Source organism: Nitrospirillum iridis (assembly GCF_014205765.1).
Classification (GTDB): domain Bacteria; phylum Pseudomonadota; class Alphaproteobacteria; order Azospirillales; family Azospirillaceae; genus Nitrospirillum; species Nitrospirillum iridis.
Window position 1 is genome coordinate 76,843 of the sequence record NZ_JACIIZ010000001.1, and the last position, 15,593, is coordinate 92,435.

Genomic DNA, 15,593 nt, shown 5'->3' on the forward strand with positions numbered 1-15,593 from the left:
TGTCGTTAGAAACGGCGCTGCTGAGTCAAGGTTTCGGCTAGAGTTGACATTACCTGTAGGTCCTTATCGGAAAGGCTTCGTATTAGCATCAGGATATGAAGCTCTTTTTCTAACCGCCGTCGGCTGACTTCCCGACTGTCCTGAATGTCCTCGAAGAAGAAGATCATTGGCGACCCAACGGCATCACTGATGCGCTGCAGGGTATCGAGGCCGGTCAAAGCGAAACCGCGCTCGATGTTGGAGATGGTCTCCGTAGCCTTACCAACGGCCTCGGCAAGTGCCTCCTGCGTAAGGCCTGCCCGTTGACGCGCAGTTTTGACTCTCAGACCGATGTGCATTTTCAAGTTCATCATACGACCCGGATTATCGAGTCGGGTCGGGATATCGACCATGATGCCAAAATACGTTTGAAATCAATTACACGTAATATGGTAGCGACTTTCGGCCGAAGCCGATAAAACGGACTCCACAGTGCCAGGGAGGGCGGCGTGGGGTTGTTCATCGTTGGTGGGGAAACGGCGGCGCCGTTGGCCCGGGTGGCGTTCAGTGACGCCCACTTGGAACGGGATGTTCAGGTTTGGGTGAACCAATGCCCGGCCATGATCAACGCTGGCTCTCCCATGTTGCCGCTGGGCATGGAAATCCCGACCAAGCACGGGCTGTCCATTGACAACCTCTTCCTCGACGGTAACGGCGCGCTGGTGGCGGTGGAGATGAAACGGGGGCGGGCTCCCCGCGAAGTGATTGCCCAAATCCTGGAGTACGCCAGCTTCATCAGCGGACTGGAATGGGATGCCGTTGACCAGCTTTCCCACAAGGTTCATGGCCGGCCGGCTGAGCAGGCGTTTGGTTCCTTTTTTGGCCGCCCGTTGTCAAAGGCCAGCAAGCCGACTTTCAGGCTGGTCATAGCCGCTGAAAGTTTCGACGCGCGGGTATTCGAAAGCGCGGTCTTGCTCATCAACACGGGTATGCCCTTGGCGTTGATGACGTTCACCTACTTCCGCGTGGGAAATGCCGAGGTGTTGGAGACGGCGACTTTGTTGGGCGACATTCCCGCCCAAGCGCCGTCCAGCGCGATCTCATCTGCAGGGCTACCTACCCCCATCCCAACCGCATCACAGGACTCTACGGCCCTCCCAGGCGCGGGAAATGGCTATAACGCGTGGCTCTTTTCCAACCTCGCCCGGAAACTGACGGAACTGGCGGAACAGAAGGGGTGGAGCCTGCGCAGTAAGGTTAACCAGATGTCGCTCCCCTTCGCGGAAACATCCTGGCCGCTTCCGTTTGGGGACTTCCATTTTCGGGTGGATGTGCACAAGGCGGGCGTTGTCTCCCTTCGTCTGCATTTCCGAACGGACGCCGCCCCTGGCCTGCCTGAGTTCCTCATCGCTCATCAGGCAGAGTGGAGTGGGGTGTTCAAGGGGGTGATGGCCAAGTCATCCAGCGTGACACCGAACACGTTGATCACGGCCACCGTGCCCCAGCCAGCCATGGGCGACCAGGATGCTGTTGGCCGCACTTTTGACGAAGTGGCGAAAATGACAGAGGCACTAACCCCCTTAATTCGGCGATACTTCGTCGAAATAAAGTCTATGTCACCTCATAAAAATAATAATTGATAGTTCCACGGACAATAATACGATCCCCTTACTTCACAATATCAGGGGGATTAAATGCTTGATTTGTATCGTAACTCTCTTTCTTCTTTCTTGGTTTCGCTGGATGAGATCATGGAACCGCTGGCGCTGCCGGATAAATGGATTGGGCTCAGCGTTCTGCAGAAAGCCATTAGGCGAGGGGATACCGCCAAGGCGGCCGGTGCCGCCCTGGCGTTGCTGCCGTTGGACCGCTCCGGGCTCTGGCGCCGCCTTCTGACCATCGCTTTCGAGGATGTCGGTATTGGCGACGAAAACGCCGTTGCCATGTGCGCGGCCGCTGTCGAGCATTCAGCTTGGAGAGCGGAGATGGGCGGTGACGCGCGGGTGGCCGTCACGCTTTGCAAGCTTCTGGCGGAAGGGGTCAAGGACCGATCTGCGGATCATCTGATCTGTGCCGCGCGAAGCCATCCTGCCTGGGAGGACGCGCGGGAGGCTGCTGGCAACAGGTCTCTTACGGACCGCCTCCGCATGGTCGAGGACGCCTCCCTCCCCATCGGGGACCGGATCACCGCCGCTTGGTTCGCCTCCGGTGTGGAATGGTACCCGGAACGGCGTGTGGGCGCCGGTGACCTGGATGGGCTCATGGACGCCTTTGAGTCTGCCGGGGCCGCACCCGGCATTGTCGCCGCGACCCGGATTGGTATCCGCAGAGTGGGGCACCCCGTCGTTCTCGTTCCCGCCATGCTGTCCGCCGTCACCAACGGCGAGCCTCACCGTTGGGAGGCGCGGAGCGTACCGCAGGAGACCTGCGTCAACGGCTTGCCCCTCCATGCCTATGACCAATTCACCCGATTGGGGAAGGCCGCCATCGCCCGCTTCGTGCGGCAGAACAATGCGGTGCGGACGGTGCTGGAGCGTTTCGTGCCAGATCGGAGATGGGAGGCCGCCACCGGCCTGGGCGTCTTCTTCGCGGAGGGTAGCCAGGTCGCCAAGCGCCGGCTTTGGTGCAACGCGATCAATCCCGAGCACCTGGGCCGGGAGGCTGATTTCGAGTCCCAAGGCGTGGACATGAGCGCCGCCGATCCGGCGATCAACGTGGTTGGGGAGAATCTCCAGGACCTGAACCGGATCAGGACGGAACTGCTGCGCCACTGAAATTGCAATTGATTGCACGCCGGGTGTTGATCTGGATGCGGGGGAGAAAGGCAATGCGTTCTGTAACTTGTCGTGAATGCGGGCACGTGGCCAAGGGCGAGGTACCGCTATGTCCGAGCTGTGGGGCAAAGATGGGGAGCGGGTCAGGACCGATGGTTTCGGCTGTTGGCGGTTCCATTATTCTGCTTCTGATCATCGGTCTCATTGGGCTTCGCTGGGGCCCACGCCACTCCCAATCGGACACGGTCCAAGATGAAGCTCTTCAGGCCGCATTTCGAACTGTTGAGGCGCTGAAGCACCCCCAGTCTCCTCCTCGCCCTGCTCTAGGTTGGTCCTATTCCTTCTACAAAGACGAAATGACGAGCAAGGATGTGGCGTTGGCGAAGACGGTAAGTGCCAATGTGGAGGATCTCCATTGGCCGTATGGGCCAAATGTTGGAGCCGTCCTGACCTTGAGCAAACATCCGCGCTTCGGGAAAAACGCCTACATTACCCTTGATAAGGGGCAGATCCTCTGCCTCAGCTACGAAGACTGCTACATCGAAGTCCGTTTTGATAACCGACCAGCCATGTCGTTTTCGGCACGGCGGCCAAGCGATGGCACAACGGAGATGGTTTTCATTGGGGAGTACCCGAAGTTCCTGAAGGAACTGAGCCGGTCAAAGAGTGTCTTGATCGAGTTGCCCATGTACCAGGATGGAAACCGGTCCTGGCGGTTCGAGGTAGGTGACCTGACATGGAAGTAGCGGGCACTGATGGTTTCCACTGAAACTAAGGTAGAGAGGGGGGGCGGGGGCATTTCGGGATTTTCCCTCGGGAAATGGCCAGATATGTCATTTGAGGCAACAAATAAATGCCAATCAGTGATTCCGCTAACGCGCTTGATAGTCCGAAGCGCTGAGGGACCTCTCGTCCATTTTTGGCGACACGATGATCGTTTGCCGTTAGAATCGAAGAGAGCCCGTCAAGGGCGCAAAACCTTCGACAGTTCGGAAAGCCATGGCCCGCAGTGATCTTCTCATTTCCCTCGTTCGCGCCGGAGCTACTGGCGATAGGGAGATGTTGAAATCGACCACCGAAGCGCTCATGGCCGATGAGAGGGCAAAGAATCATCACATTCTAGCCGATCGATTGCAGCGGGCACTGAACGCGGTAGCCGTCACGCCTCCGACCTCGTCGACGCACGTTTCCCAGGTTGGTAAGGATACGATCCTTGAGTCGCAGCCGCGTCAGCGACTGGAAGATTTAATTTTGCCGATGCCGGTTGCTCAGCAGATTCGGCAGCTGGTTGAGGAACAGCATAGGGCGGACCTGCTAAGGGCCCATGGTATGCAACCGCGCCACAGGGTTCTTTTATCCGGGCCGCCAGGTAATGGTAAGACCTCTGTGGCTGAAGCAATAGCTGAGGCGCTTTCCGTTCAGTTTTTCACTGTCCGCTATGACGCCCTAGTTGGGTCCTTTCTTGGTGAAACAAATACGCGGCTCGCTCGCCTTTTTGACTATGCTCGAACAGTTCCATGCGTCTTGTTTTTTGATGAGTTCGACGCGATCGGCAAGGAGCGGGGCGATAGCCACGAAACCGGTGAGATTAAGAGGGTCGTTTCTTTCTTGCTGATGCAGATTGACCAATTGCCAAGCTACGTAGTTACGGTCGCTGCTACAAACCATGCGGAGTTGCTGGACCGCGCTGTTTGGCGGCGGTTTCAGTTGCGCCTTGCTCTCCCTCAGCCATCGCGTGACGTCCTCGCAGCGTTTTTGGACCGTCAGCTTGAGGCATGGCCAGAGAAGGCCGGTATGAGCGCAACGGCGTTGGCCACAAAGTTGGGTCATATCAGTTTTGCTGAGGCGCGTGAGTTCTGCCAGACCGTGCGGCGGCGCCACATTCTGTCTCTCGCAAATATGTCATTAAGGGATATTCTAAGGGAGCAGGTAGAGCTTTGGTCTACCAGAACCGCGCCTGAAGAGACTTATGGCCCACGACCTGGAAAAACCGCTTCTTCGACTGAACAGTCCTAAACATACTGCGCGGAGGCCGTCAGGTGGAGGCGGCAGTCAAACGCGGCAGTTTTCTACAGCTACGCAATCTGGTGCGCATGGACCAGTCTTCCGCCAATTAAGAAGTGTCTTGGATCGGCAAGATGCTGCGCTCCAGCTACGCGCAGATCCTAGCTCGTTAGCACCTGAGCGCTTATTGGTCTTCGAGGTTACCGGCTCCGTACAGAATTTCGTGAGTGCCGTTTCTAAAATAATGGGATTGGAATTTGCGGGCGAAGAGGAAATTGCTGGAGATGACCTCGATGAAAGTCCGGAATTCTATCTACTTGTCCCCCAGCTTGGTGCGCTAAAGCAAATTGTATCGCTTTGGGAACGGTGGGAACGTGGAGAGGATTTGCCCAGGGGCTATGCGCCCTGGCGCGATCTCTTCTTGCAATTACGCAAAGTCAGGCCATGGGGACCAGCTGACCGGATAACGCCACAAAACAGAGAGTATTTTCTTAGTATCACCGATGGTGCGCCGGATAATGAGCCGGTTAGAATTGAAATAGAACTTGTCTTTCGTCCGGGACCTGAGGCGTCTCGGTTGGCAGAAAATGAAATTTCCACAATGGTGGTGGAAAGTGGTGGACATGTCATCAGCCGATCCCGTCAGCAGGCATTTGCCTATCACGCTGTTTTGGCTGACGTACCTGCGGCGGAGATACGGCGTATTGCAAATCTCGATCGCAATTCATTGGCTGGAGCAGATCGGATTTCGGCGATCGTCCCCCAAAGTGTGGGAACTCATATTGCAGCTACGGATAGTTTGGATGTTGGTGCGGCGCCTGTCTTACCGGGAGATTCGCCGCCTATTGCTGCCGTCTTCGATGCTGTGCCAATGCAAGCGCACCCTCTCCTTACTGGAAGGTTGTTGCTGGATGACCCAACCGATCTTGAGGCCCGAGCAGTGGGTCAGCGTATCCATGGGACGGCTATGGCTTCCCTTGCGGTGCATGGGGACTTAAATAGCCCGTCTTCTCCTATAAGCCGTCGGGTCTATTTTTATCCAGTAATGTATGCGCCGGCTTTCGGCGATGAGATTTTTGACAATGATAGACTAATAATTGATGTAATCGTGGAAGCGGTTTTACGCATGCGCTCGAATGTTGGGGCGCAGGTTGTGGTGGTTAATTTATCTCTTGGAGATAAAACAAAGCCATTCTCTGGAAAAATATCTACGTGGGCTCGTGCAATTGACTATCTGGCTTTTAGATATGGAATATTGTTCCTGGTCAGTGCCGGAAATGCGGGTGATAGTTTAACTATTGTGGATTATGCAGATCAATCAGCGTTCCATGAAGCAAATTCCTTTGAAAGGGCCGGTGCGGTATTTAGGGCGCTGAATGCTGTAAAGGCGGAACGTCGGCTTCTGGCACCTGCTGACAGTGTGAATGCGCTGACGATAGGGTCTTGGCATCGAGATGCTTGCCAGGAGACTTTCCCTGGAACTTCACCATTTTCGCCGTATGCGGATCACGAAATGCCAAACGTGTCGTCGCGGCTGGGTTCTGGCCTGCGGCGCGCAACAAAGCCAGAGGCTTTATTCGCTGGCGGCCGCCAACCTGTGAGATTTGACCCTGTAGCTACACCATCACTCATTCTTAGGTCACATCCTTTGCCAAGTAGATATTGGGGGATGAGAGTTGCTGCACCTCCGGTTGAGGGGGTTGTGGGCACGCACTTTACGATGGGGACCAGCGCGGCTACGGCACTGGCGACGCATACGGCTCACCGCATTTTCGATGCGTTGGAAAACGCTTATCCGCAGCTAATAGCGCCCATGCCTCTAACGGAGCGTGCGGTATTGCTTAAGGCACTGTTGGTACATAGCGCTTCATGGCGGGACACGGAACAGTTTATCAGGTCCATTATTGACCCAGCTGAGACCATCCACCATGAGACTTGGCGTCGGGAGGTTTGTCGCTATCTAGGATATGGCTTCGTTGACCCTGATGACGCCATTGCATGTACTGCTGATCGTGCCACGATGTGGGCCACGGGCACTCTTCCCGGCCAAGGGTCACTGACCTTCGATATACCAGTACCTGCTACGTTAGCAGCTAGCGCGGATGCTCGAGAGATACGCGCGACGTTGGCTTGGTTTACACCCATTCGGCCAGGCCACTTAGCTTACAGGGCTGTAAAATTAAAGATTGACTCTCTTGAGCAAAATTCTCGCCAGACGGCAGGAGTTAATACGACAAGCAGCCAACCTACAAATAGCCAATCTGAGAGTGGGACAATCATTCACCGCCGGTGGCGTGACGCTCGGATTGGCAATGCTCCCACTGGTTCTACTGTCCCAATTCAAATTCAGCGAGAAAAGGATCAAGGGACGCCCATCGATGAAGCGATCCCATTTGGGCTTGCTGTTACAATTGAAATGCCCGGAGCGGTACAGGTTTATAACGAGGTGCGTGCGAATATAAATATTAAGCCGCGTATTACTGTGAGGGTTCCGGGATAGGTTGTGTTTAATAATAGGAATACAGAATATTCCATGTGCATGTCGGGGCGAATGCCATCATTTATGTTTTGAAATTTGGCGAGTTCCGCTGAGTTGGCCGTTTGTTGGCCACAAAGATTTGATCACACGGTTCTCGCTGTCTTGGGTCAGGCAAGGCATTGCAATTGATTGCACTCCCCGGCCTATCTCGTGGTACAGAATTTTGGTACAGAACCCACCCGGTTCCGGACAACGCCAGCGCGCAAACCCTAGGGTTTCCGGGGGATGACGGAAAATGGGAACTTCTCCCACCCTCTCCGCCATTTCCATTTGAAGCGACCGCGGCCGGAAGCCGCCCAGTTCCCTACCCCTCGCCCGCTGAAGATGCCTGACTTGCCATACCAGGCCAGCCGGGTCGCTCCCGAAGATCACGCGTCGCCGCGCGGCACACCGCCATGACGGTGTCGCGCAGCCACCGGTGCGCGAGGTCGGCGTCCAGGCGAGGGTGCCACATGGCCGAGACGGCGATTTCCGGTGTCGCGACTGGAAGCTCGAAGCTGAGCAGATCGTGTGGGAACGAAGCGTCGCCGACGCAGGATCGCGGGACCAGCGCGACCAGATCGGATTGCCGCGCGATCCGCAGGGCGTCCGGAAAGCCCGGCACGACGGCGACGATTTCGCGCTGGAGGCCCAGCATTGCCAACGCCTCGTCAACGGGGCCCTTGAAGCCGCCCTTGCGGGAGACCACGACGTGCCGGGCGGCGGCGTAGCGCGGCGGGGTCACGGGCGCGGACAACAGCGGATGTCCTGTCCGCACGACACCGACGAACCTGTCCCGGAAAAGCAAATGGGTACGCACCTCCGGCGCGAAGGCGCCGAGCACGCCGATGTCGAGGTCGACCGCGCCATCCCGGAGCGGCCCGGCGTCCTTGGCGGGCTTGGGGGCGAAGCGCAGGCGCACGCGCGGCGCCGCCGCGAGGACGGCGGCCACCAGGGGGGCGGAGAACAAGCCGACGAAGCCTTCATTGGCGCGGATGGTGAAAGTCCGATCGAGCGTCGCCAGGTCCAAGGGACTGTCCTGCGGGCTGAGGACGTCCCGCACTTCGCGGGCCAGCGTGTGCACCCGGTCACGCAACGCGATGGCGTACGGCGTCGGAACCAGCCTGGAACCGGCGCGCACCAGCAGCGGGTCGCCAATCGCGGCCCGCAGTCGCGCGAGGGTCCGGCTCATGGCGGACGAACTCAGACCGAGCCGCCGCGCCGCGCCCGTCACGCTACCTTCGGCCAGCAGCGCGTCAAGGGCGGGCAGCAAATTCAGATCGGGAGCGTCCATGGCCGAACACTACATCGGCCGGTCGGCCGGACATACCGTTTGATGCAACAATACCTTGCTTTCCCTGCGTCTGGCGCCTGCCTTCCCCGGAAATCATAGTCGCGGCGGACAGCGGCAGTTGAAAGGCATCACCCATGATCTCAAGCGTGTCACAGGACGCGGCAGGCACGATCCTGCTCATCGGCGCGTCGCGCGGCCTCGGCCATGCCATGGCGGCGGAGTTTCTGAACAGGGGCTGGACGGTCATCGGAACAGTGCGCGGCGCGCATCGCACCGCGTTGCACGATCTGGCGGACGCCCATCCCGGCCGCGTCGGGATCGAGCAGCTCGACGTCAACCAACCCGAGCAGATCGGCCCTCTGCGGGCGCGTCTGGCGGGCCGCGGCATCGATATCCTTTTCGTGAACGCGGGCACGGCCAATGCCAATCCGGACGAAACCATCGCGGAGGTGGCCACAGAGGAGTTCATCCATGTCATGGTCACCAACGCCTTGAGCCCGATGCGTGTGATCGAGGGCCTGCAGGCTCTCGTGTCCCCGACCGGTATGATCGGGGTCATGTCCTCGGGGCAAGGCAGCATCGGCAACAACACCAAGGGCGGCCGCGAGGTCTATCGTGGCAGCAAGGCCGCGCTGAACCAATATATGCGAAGCTATGCCGCCCGGCAGGCGGGCGGCCGGCGCGCCCTGGTTCTCGTGGCGCCCGGCTGGATCCGGACGGAACTGGGCGGCCCCGACGCGCCGTTCAGCATGGAAGAGACCGTGCCCCAGATCGTGACCATGCTTCTCGCGCAACGGGGCAAGCCCGGTCTCCAATATCTGGATCGCGAGGGCCGCGCCGTTCCGTGGTGAGCGGCGCGGGTTGGGTCGCCTCTTACCAGCCACCGCTCCCAGGCGGTGACCGCGCCTTGGCGCCCGCAGGGTGCGGCGGCGTCATGACATGACAGCGCAACGTCCGCCGGTTACCTTGGCCGCCTTCAGCCAAACGGGAACCCGCATGACCGCCTTTCGCCGCACCGCCGTCGCCGCCCTCCTTTCCACCACCGTCCTGGCGCTGACCGCCGGACCGGCGCTCGCCTGGGGGCCGAACGGGCACGCCATCGTCGGCGATATCGCCCAGGACCGCCTGACGCCCAAGGCCAAGGCCGCCGTGGACCGGCTGCTGTCGCTGGAGGGGCACCATACCCTGGATGAGGTGGCCAGCTGGCCGGACACGGTCGGCCATCTGCCGGCGGACAAGGGCGGCCTGCCGGACACGCTGCTCTGGCATTATGTCGACGTGCCGACGCAGGCGCCCGCTTATGACGCGGCGCGCGACTGCGCCGGCGACAATTGCGTCATCGCCCGGCTGCCGGAACAGGTCCGCCTGATGGCGGACGTCAAGGCGGCGCCGGAGGCCCGCCTGGCCGCCCTGAAGTGGGTGGTCCATCTGGTGGGCGACCTGCACCAGCCGCTCCACGCGGCCGAGCGCGACCACGACAAGGGCGGCAACGACGTCAAGGTCCGCTACTTCGGCGACGACCGTAACGGCCACCTGAACCTGCACTCCGTCTGGGACGGCTCCATCGTCGACCGCGAGCTGGGCCTGGCGGTGAACAAGGACTATTCCATCGACCTGGCCAAGGCCAAGGCGGCCGCCGCGATCCTGGAACCAAACATCACCGCCTATGACGGCAAGGCGTGGCTGCCCAAGGGGCCCGCCAAGACCGGCCTGAAAGGGCTGGACCAGGCGGTGCTGGCCTGGGGCGAGGAAAGCCACGGCTTGGCCCGCGACGTGACCTACGGCCAGTTGCCGGCCCCGGAATCGGATGGGGTGATCGGCTTGGCCCAGGGCTATGAGACCACCACCTGGCCGCTGGTCCGCATGCGGCTGGAGATGGCCGGCGTGCGGCTGGCATGGGTGGTCAACCAGGCGCTCGATGGGCGCTAGTGATTGCCCTCGGCACATCGACGGGAACCTTGTGTCACCATCGGTGTGCCTGGGATCAGACGGCCAGCCCCGCTCAAGCGGGCTGGGCGTCCCGGGCTCCGGCTTGCTGGTCGCGCCCGCAATACCGGCAGACATTCGCGTCCGCCTGGATCATCTCGGCGCAGTGCGGGCATTTCTTCAGGCCGCTTTCCACCTGTCGCTTCTCCACCTCCGCCTTGTCCGGTGAGATCAGCAGCGCATGGATGAGTGCGACAATGAAGATCGCGGCACCGTATATCCACCAAAGAAAAAACGACCGGCCTTTATTGTGCGCGATGAAGGCGGGGAGGATGCCCAAAAGGGCGCTCAGCATCAAGATCGTCAGCATTTGATTTACTACCTATCGAATTCTTTGCCACCGGTGGAAACGCTGTACAGCCATTTGCTGTAGGGCAGGCGAAGATAGATGGTCGCGTTCTTGGCGACGGTGCCCAGCAGCATGCCCCGGCATAAAATGCTGACACCATCTTGGATGCGGTCGCACATGGCGTCCGCGCTGTCGATGAACTCCATCTTGTTCAGCCGGGAGATCACCAAAGTCTTCCCATCAGGGATTGACCCGATGGGCTGGATTACGAAGATCGTTATCTGTGTGCACAAGATGGCGACGACCGCCAAGGCGGCCGCCATGCCACCGAGAATGGCCCTTTTCTTATTTGTCATCGGCTTTCCCCGTTCGGCTTCCTGGCCCATGCCGGCGAACATGAAGCCCCGTCCGATATTGACCAGACGAAATGAGAACATTGTGCGAACAAAGCGTCAAGAAAAATTCCCGCTTTGCGTGTCCTTTCAGCCTCGAGAAATGCGTTCTGGGATTGAAGGTGTCGCCAGTACACGTTCCTGTCCAAATCCGTCTGCATCCAAAGGCCATCCTGCGTTCCGCTTCCATCCGCGCCATGCTGCGGTCAACAACGGAGGTGCCGCATGGGCAAGGTCTGGTGCTGGATGGTCCTGGCGATGACGCTGACGGCGGCGCCATTGCGGGCGGAGGGGCCGCCGCCCACCGCCGTGTTCGACGTGCAGCTCGTCAACAGCTCGTTGGCGGAGACGACGCCGGAGGAGGCGGCGCGGGTGGCGCGGCTGGGTGGGGCGCTGCGGGCGGCGTTGGTGAAATCAGGGCGCTACCGGCTGGTGGATATGCGCCCCTGGGCGGCCAAGCTGGCCGCCCAGCCGGTGCCGCGCGACTGCCCGCCCTGCGCCCTGGAGACGGCGACCCAGGCGGGGGCCACGGTGGCCGTCATCGCCTGGGTGCAGAAGGTCAGCAATTTGATCCTGAACCTGAATGTCAGCATCCGCGACGTCGCTACCGGGAGGGTGCTGAAGGGTGGCAGTGTCGACATCCGCGGCAACACGGACGAGTCCTGGGACCGGGGCCTGAAGTTCCTGCTGGAGGAACATGTGTTTGACGAAGAGGTTCGATAACGCCCTCAAGCGGCCTGACACCAGCGCGTCTTCACACCGGCTGGTCGATGGACGCGGCCAGCGGCGTGAACAGCGTCGGCCCCGTGTCCGTCATGTGCCAGCAATCCTCCAGCCGGATGCCGAACTCGCCAGGGATGTACAGCCCGGGCTCGTCGGAGAAGCACATGCCGGCTTCCAGCGGGGTGGTGTCGCTCAGGACCAGGTAGGGGGATTCGTGCCCGTCCAGGCCGATGCCGTGGCCGGTGCGGTGGGACAGGCCCGGCAGATGATAGCCGGGGCCCCAGCCTTCCGCCTCGTAATGGCGGCGCACGGCCCGATCGATATCGCCCACCGGGATGCCCGGCTTGGCCGTTTCCAGGGCGATCTCCTGCCCGCGCTTCACCGTCTGCCACACCTTGCGCTGCTTGGCGCTGGGGGTGCCGAAGACCCAGGTCCGGGAGATGTCGGACTGATAGCCATGGACGCCGCAGCCGCAGTCCAGCAGCACGGTTGACCCCTCCTTCACCACCTCCGGCAGCAGGGAGCCGTGCGGGTAGGCGCTGGCCTCGTTCAGCAGCACCAGGGAGAAGTCGGGCCTGCCGCCCAGGGCGGCGGTGGCGCTGTCCACCAGCGCGCCGATGTCGGCGGCCCGCATCCCCGGTTGCACATGCGCGTGGGCGTAGCGCAGGGCCGCCAGGGTGACCTCGTTGGCCAGTTGCATCAGGGCCAGCTCCGCCGGCGACTTGTGCATGCGGCAGGCCCGCACCAGGCCATCGCCGGACACCAGATCGTAATCCTGGGTCAACTGGCGGATGCCGTCGATGATGAAGAAGCGGGTGGTGGGCTCCACCGCGACCTTGCCCTTGGCCACGCCGCCATCCTTCAGCGCCTGCGCCAGGCGCTGGAAGGGGCTTTCATGCTCGTCCCACGGCCGGACGTCACCGCCGACCTGCAACGTCTCGCGCACCGACGGTTCCTCGAACGCCGGGGTGACCACCACCACCTCGCCCTTGGCGGGGATCACGGCGGCGGTGGTGCGTTCCGAGCGGTGCCAGCGGATGCCGGTGAAATAGTCCAGGCTGCTGCCCGATTCGACCAGGAAGGCGCCGATGCCCTGGCGGCCCATCAGATCCTGCAGCTTGGCGATGCGGGCCCGGCGCTCCTCCACCGTGATGGGCTTGGCGCCCGTGGTCAGGGACCGGAGGGCCGCCAGGTCGCCGGCGGGGGAGGTGGCGCTGGCGCTCAGGGGCAGGGCCGAGGCGGCGGTGGCGGCCACGGGGGCGGCCACGGCGGCGGTGAGGAAAAGGCGGCGCGAAACCATGGCTGAAGCTTTCCCGGAGGTTCAAGGCCGGCCTTGTTCCCGGCCGGCGCGCTGCCATCCCTCCTACCACAAGGCCCGCCGCCTTTCCGCGCCTTTCCCCGTCAGTCGGGGTGATTTGGATAATTTATGCGCTGGCCGCGCGCTGGGTCAGGAAGGCGCGCAGGCCCTCCTCCATCTCGTCCCACACCCGGGCCAGGGCCGGGCTTTCCCGCAGGCCCTGGGCATAGCCGGCCACGGATGGGTGGCGGTCCAGCAGGTGGGCGCGGCCGGAGAAGCGCATCAGGCCTTCCAGCGTGTAGCGCACCGGGGTCAGCCAGACGTCGGCGGTGCTGACCCGTCCGCCGAAGGCGAAGGCGCCGCGCCCCGTGTCCTGGGCCAGCAGGCCCTCCAGGTGGGCGAGGCCCGAGTCCAGCTTGGCCAACTGCGCCTGGATGGCGTCCTCATCCGGTGTCTTGGTGTCGAACAGGCCGAACAGGGGGAAGGTCTCGCGCATCACATACTGGTCGGCCACGGCGGTCAGCAGGCGGACGCGGGCATGGTCCACCGGATCGGCGGGGCGCAGTGGCGTCTCGGGGAAGGCGTCCTCCAGATACTCCACGATCACGCCCGATTCCGGGATGGCGCGGCCATCGTCCAGCACCAGCACGGGCACGCGCACCATGGGGTTCAGCGCGCGGAAAGCGGCGGAGGTGCGCCAGTCCTCCGGCGGGGGTAGGATGTCGACGGCCAGGCCCTTGGCATGGATGGCGGCGCGGGCGCGCGCGGCGAAGGGCGACAGGGCGAGGGAATAGAGTTTCATGGCGGTTCTCGACGGGGATGGGGGGCCAAAGGGGGGGCCGGCGGCGACTGTCGGTCCGGTCAATGGCAACGATAGGCTGTGGCCGCGCGCCCCGCTTGGAAAAACGCGACGGCCTGATCGCGACGGCCCGCTGGGCCCCCGCATGCGCCCGGTGACGGCGGCGCCCAAGGGCGTGCTGGTGCCTGGTGCCGCGGCCCAGCGCTTCCGCCTGGGCCGCTACCTGCCGGCGGCGGATTTGGCGCCGGTGGTGGAACATTACTGGGTGGTGGCCTGGGATCTGACGGGGCAGCCACCCTATGTCCAGCGCACGCTGCCCTATCCCGCCGTGAACCTGGTGTTCGATCGGGGCCGTACCGCCATCTTCGGCCCCATGCACGGCATTTTCGCCTACGAACTGACGGGGGCGGGGCGCGTGCTGGGCATCCGTTTCCGACCGGCGGGATTCCGCGCGCTGCTGGGGGCGCCGCTGACCACCCTGGTGGACCGGTCCTTGCCGCTGGCGCCGGTGTTCGGCGCGGCGGGGGACGGGGCGGAGGACGCGGTGCTGTCGGCGGAGGGCGATGCCGGCATGGTGGCCGTGGCCGAGCCCCTGCTGCGCGACGCCATGAAGGAAGCGCCGGCCATGGCCGGGGAGGTCAACCGCCTGGTGGCGATGATCGAGACCGACCGCGACATCCTGCGCGTGGACGATTTGGTGTCCCGGTGCGGCCTGGGCGTCCGCGCCCTGCAGCGCCTGTTCGCCGACCTGGTCGGCATGGCGCCCAAATGGGTCATCCGCCGCGCCCGCCTGCATGAGGCGGCCTACCAATTGGGTCAGGGCCAGGCCGTGGACCTGACCACCCTGGCCCAGGATCTGGGCTACTTCGATCATGCCCACTTCACCCAGGATTTCAAACGGGTCATCGGCCAGTCGCCGTCCCGCTATCGCGAGGCCTGCGCCGTCGCCGGAGAGGACTTGGCCATCACCGGAAAGAACAAGGAATGAGCACGATGGACCGTCTGCGCTGGCTGGTCCCGGCGGCCCTGGCCTGGCTCATCGCCGACCAGGCGAGCAAGGCCTGGCTGAAGCAGGCCCTGACCCCCGGGGTTGACCTGGTGGCGCTGAATGGTGCTGTGGTGGTGACGCCGGTCTACAACCCCGGCGCCTTCCTCAGCCTGGGCGCCGGGCTGGACGACCATGCCCGCGGCCTGGTCTTCACCGTGGGCGTGGCCGCCGTGCTGGTGGCGCTGCTGGTGTGGAGCCTGCGCGCCCGGTCGCTCGGCCGCTGGGAACTGGTGGGCGCCGGCAGTTTCCTGGGCGGGGGCCTGGGCAATTTGGTGGATCGCCTGGCGCAAGACGGCGTGGTGTTCGATTTCCTGAACGTCGGTCTGGGCTCCCTGCGCACCGGCATCTTCAACGTGGCCGATGTCGGCCTGATGGTGGGGGTGGCGCTGTTCTGCCTAGGGGGGCTGGTCGCGGGCAAGCGTCGCCATCAATAGTTATAAGAAGCAACTGTCCTGGACATCCACTGTTCATCGGCGCACTTTATGCCGAC

At 62.1% G+C, this 15,593-nt stretch carries 16 protein-coding genes; 10 read left to right on the top strand and 6 right to left on the bottom strand.

From position 1 onward, the window contains the following. Positions 1-5: 5 nt before the first annotated feature. Positions 6-338, bottom strand: a complete 333-nt coding sequence (locus FHS74_RS00275; protein ID WP_184796350.1) for a helix-turn-helix domain-containing protein — start codon at positions 336-338, stop codon at positions 6-8. A 150-nt stretch (positions 339-488) separates the two neighbouring features. Between FHS74_RS00275 and FHS74_RS00280 the strand changes: the two genes are divergently transcribed. The 5 genes from FHS74_RS00280 (at position 489) to FHS74_RS00300 (ending at position 7,257) form a co-directional block, all read left to right on the top strand. Beyond that, complete coding sequence (locus FHS74_RS00280) at positions 489-1,619, top strand: PDDEXK family nuclease (protein WP_184796352.1); 1,131 nt, start codon at positions 489-491, stop codon at positions 1,617-1,619. A gap of 54 nt (positions 1,620-1,673) precedes the next feature. Beyond that, the gene (locus FHS74_RS00285; protein ID WP_184796354.1) at positions 1,674-2,753 is read left to right on the top strand and encodes a hypothetical protein; all 1,080 of its coding nucleotides are present in this window, start codon (positions 1,674-1,676) and stop codon (positions 2,751-2,753) included. Positions 2,754-2,905: 152 nt separating this feature from the next. After that, positions 2,906-3,499 (top strand): hypothetical protein, encoded by a 594-nt coding sequence (locus FHS74_RS00290; RefSeq protein ID WP_184796356.1) that lies wholly within the window; start codon positions 2,906-2,908, stop codon positions 3,497-3,499. A 253-nt stretch (positions 3,500-3,752) separates the two neighbouring features. After that, positions 3,753-4,769: an AAA family ATPase gene (locus tag FHS74_RS00295; protein ID WP_184796358.1), complete on the top strand. Its 1,017-nt coding sequence runs from the start codon at positions 3,753-3,755 to the stop codon at positions 4,767-4,769. Further along, on the top strand, positions 4,723-7,257 hold the full coding sequence (locus tag FHS74_RS00300; protein ID WP_184796360.1) for a S8 family peptidase: 2,535 nt from the start codon (positions 4,723-4,725) through the stop codon (positions 7,255-7,257). Before FHS74_RS00295 ends, FHS74_RS00300 begins: the two co-directional genes overlap by 47 nt. A gap of 343 nt (positions 7,258-7,600) precedes the next feature. On the opposite strand, the gene FHS74_RS00305 is transcribed toward FHS74_RS00300, so the two are convergent. Further along, a complete protein-coding gene (locus tag FHS74_RS00305; protein WP_184796362.1) occupies positions 7,601-8,569 on the bottom strand; it encodes a LysR family transcriptional regulator in 969 nt (322 codons plus the stop codon). 134 nt (positions 8,570-8,703) lie between these two features. Here FHS74_RS00305 and FHS74_RS00310 point away from each other — a divergent pair, with 134 nt between their 5' ends. Together FHS74_RS00310 and FHS74_RS00315 are read left to right on the top strand one after the other, a co-directional pair. Continuing rightward, positions 8,704-9,420, top strand: a complete 717-nt coding sequence (locus FHS74_RS00310; protein WP_184796364.1) for an SDR family oxidoreductase — start codon at positions 8,704-8,706, stop codon at positions 9,418-9,420. 145 nt (positions 9,421-9,565) lie between these two features. Then, entirely contained in the window at positions 9,566-10,498 is a 933-nt protein-coding gene (locus FHS74_RS00315; protein WP_184796366.1) for a S1/P1 nuclease, read from the top strand. A gap of 73 nt (positions 10,499-10,571) precedes the next feature. Here the strand turns inward: FHS74_RS00315 and FHS74_RS00320 are convergent, their stop codons facing one another. Together FHS74_RS00320 and FHS74_RS00325 are read right to left on the bottom strand one after the other, a co-directional pair. Continuing rightward, positions 10,572-10,865 carry a zinc ribbon domain-containing protein gene (locus tag FHS74_RS00320; protein ID WP_211106018.1) on the bottom strand — a complete coding sequence of 98 codons (294 nt, stop codon included), beginning with the start codon at positions 10,863-10,865 and terminating at the stop codon, positions 10,572-10,574. Positions 10,866-10,873: 8 nt separating this feature from the next. Then, complete coding sequence (locus FHS74_RS00325; protein WP_211106019.1) at positions 10,874-11,242, bottom strand: hypothetical protein; 369 nt, start codon at positions 11,240-11,242, stop codon at positions 10,874-10,876. A gap of 219 nt (positions 11,243-11,461) precedes the next feature. On the opposite strand from FHS74_RS00325, the gene FHS74_RS00330 reads away from it, so the two are divergent. After that, a complete protein-coding gene (locus FHS74_RS00330; RefSeq protein WP_184796368.1) occupies positions 11,462-11,959 on the top strand; it encodes a DUF3280 domain-containing protein in 498 nt (165 codons plus the stop codon). Between the two features lie 31 nt (positions 11,960-11,990). Here FHS74_RS00330 and FHS74_RS00335 read toward each other — a convergent pair whose 3' ends face one another. Together FHS74_RS00335 and FHS74_RS00340 are read right to left on the bottom strand one after the other, a co-directional pair. Next, complete coding sequence (locus FHS74_RS00335; protein WP_184796370.1) at positions 11,991-13,259, bottom strand: M24 family metallopeptidase; 1,269 nt, start codon at positions 13,257-13,259, stop codon at positions 11,991-11,993. Between the two features lie 124 nt (positions 13,260-13,383). After that, positions 13,384-14,058 carry a glutathione S-transferase family protein gene (locus FHS74_RS00340; RefSeq protein ID WP_184796372.1) on the bottom strand — a complete coding sequence of 225 codons (675 nt, stop codon included), beginning with the start codon at positions 14,056-14,058 and terminating at the stop codon, positions 13,384-13,386. A 142-nt stretch (positions 14,059-14,200) separates the two neighbouring features. Between FHS74_RS00340 and FHS74_RS00345 the strand changes: the two genes are divergently transcribed. Both FHS74_RS00345 and lspA read left to right on the top strand, forming a co-directional pair. After that, entirely contained in the window at positions 14,201-15,043 is an 843-nt protein-coding gene (locus FHS74_RS00345) for a helix-turn-helix domain-containing protein (RefSeq protein WP_184796374.1), read from the top strand. Further along, positions 15,040-15,537, top strand: a complete 498-nt coding sequence (gene lspA, locus FHS74_RS00350) for a signal peptidase II (RefSeq protein ID WP_246462834.1) — start codon at positions 15,040-15,042, stop codon at positions 15,535-15,537. Before FHS74_RS00345 ends, lspA begins: the two co-directional genes overlap by 4 nt. Positions 15,538-15,593: the final 56 nt, after the last annotated feature.

Bases quoted from the DNA above. Each gene is read 5' to 3' on its own strand.
- FHS74_RS00275 (WP_184796350.1), bottom strand. From the start codon at position 338: ATGCACATCGGTCTGAGAGTCAAAACTGCGCGTCAACGGGCAGGCCTT.
- FHS74_RS00285 (WP_184796354.1), top strand. From the start codon at position 1,674: ATGCTTGATTTGTATCGTAACTCTCTTTCTTCTTTCTTGGTTTCGCTG.
- FHS74_RS00290 (WP_184796356.1), top strand. From the start codon at position 2,906: ATGGTTTCGGCTGTTGGCGGTTCCATTATTCTGCTTCTGATCATCGGT.
- FHS74_RS00295 (WP_184796358.1), top strand. From the start codon at position 3,753: ATGGCCCGCAGTGATCTTCTCATTTCCCTCGTTCGCGCCGGAGCTACT.
- FHS74_RS00300 (WP_184796360.1), top strand. From the start codon at position 4,723: ATGGCCCACGACCTGGAAAAACCGCTTCTTCGACTGAACAGTCCTAAA.
- FHS74_RS00305 (WP_184796362.1), bottom strand. From the start codon at position 8,569: ATGGACGCTCCCGATCTGAATTTGCTGCCCGCCCTTGACGCGCTGCTG.
- FHS74_RS00310 (WP_184796364.1), top strand. From the start codon at position 8,704: ATGATCTCAAGCGTGTCACAGGACGCGGCAGGCACGATCCTGCTCATC.
- FHS74_RS00315 (WP_184796366.1), top strand. From the start codon at position 9,566: ATGACCGCCTTTCGCCGCACCGCCGTCGCCGCCCTCCTTTCCACCACC.
- FHS74_RS00320 (WP_211106018.1), bottom strand. From the start codon at position 10,865: ATGCTGACGATCTTGATGCTGAGCGCCCTTTTGGGCATCCTCCCCGCC.
- FHS74_RS00325 (WP_211106019.1), bottom strand. From the start codon at position 11,242: ATGTTCGCCGGCATGGGCCAGGAAGCCGAACGGGGAAAGCCGATGACA.
- FHS74_RS00330 (WP_184796368.1), top strand. From the start codon at position 11,462: ATGGGCAAGGTCTGGTGCTGGATGGTCCTGGCGATGACGCTGACGGCG.
- FHS74_RS00335 (WP_184796370.1), bottom strand. From the start codon at position 13,259: ATGGTTTCGCGCCGCCTTTTCCTCACCGCCGCCGTGGCCGCCCCCGTG.
- FHS74_RS00340 (WP_184796372.1), bottom strand. From the start codon at position 14,058: ATGAAACTCTATTCCCTCGCCCTGTCGCCCTTCGCCGCGCGCGCCCGC.
- FHS74_RS00345 (WP_184796374.1), top strand. From the start codon at position 14,201: ATGCGCCCGGTGACGGCGGCGCCCAAGGGCGTGCTGGTGCCTGGTGCC.
- lspA (WP_246462834.1), top strand. From the start codon at position 15,040: ATGAGCACGATGGACCGTCTGCGCTGGCTGGTCCCGGCGGCCCTGGCC.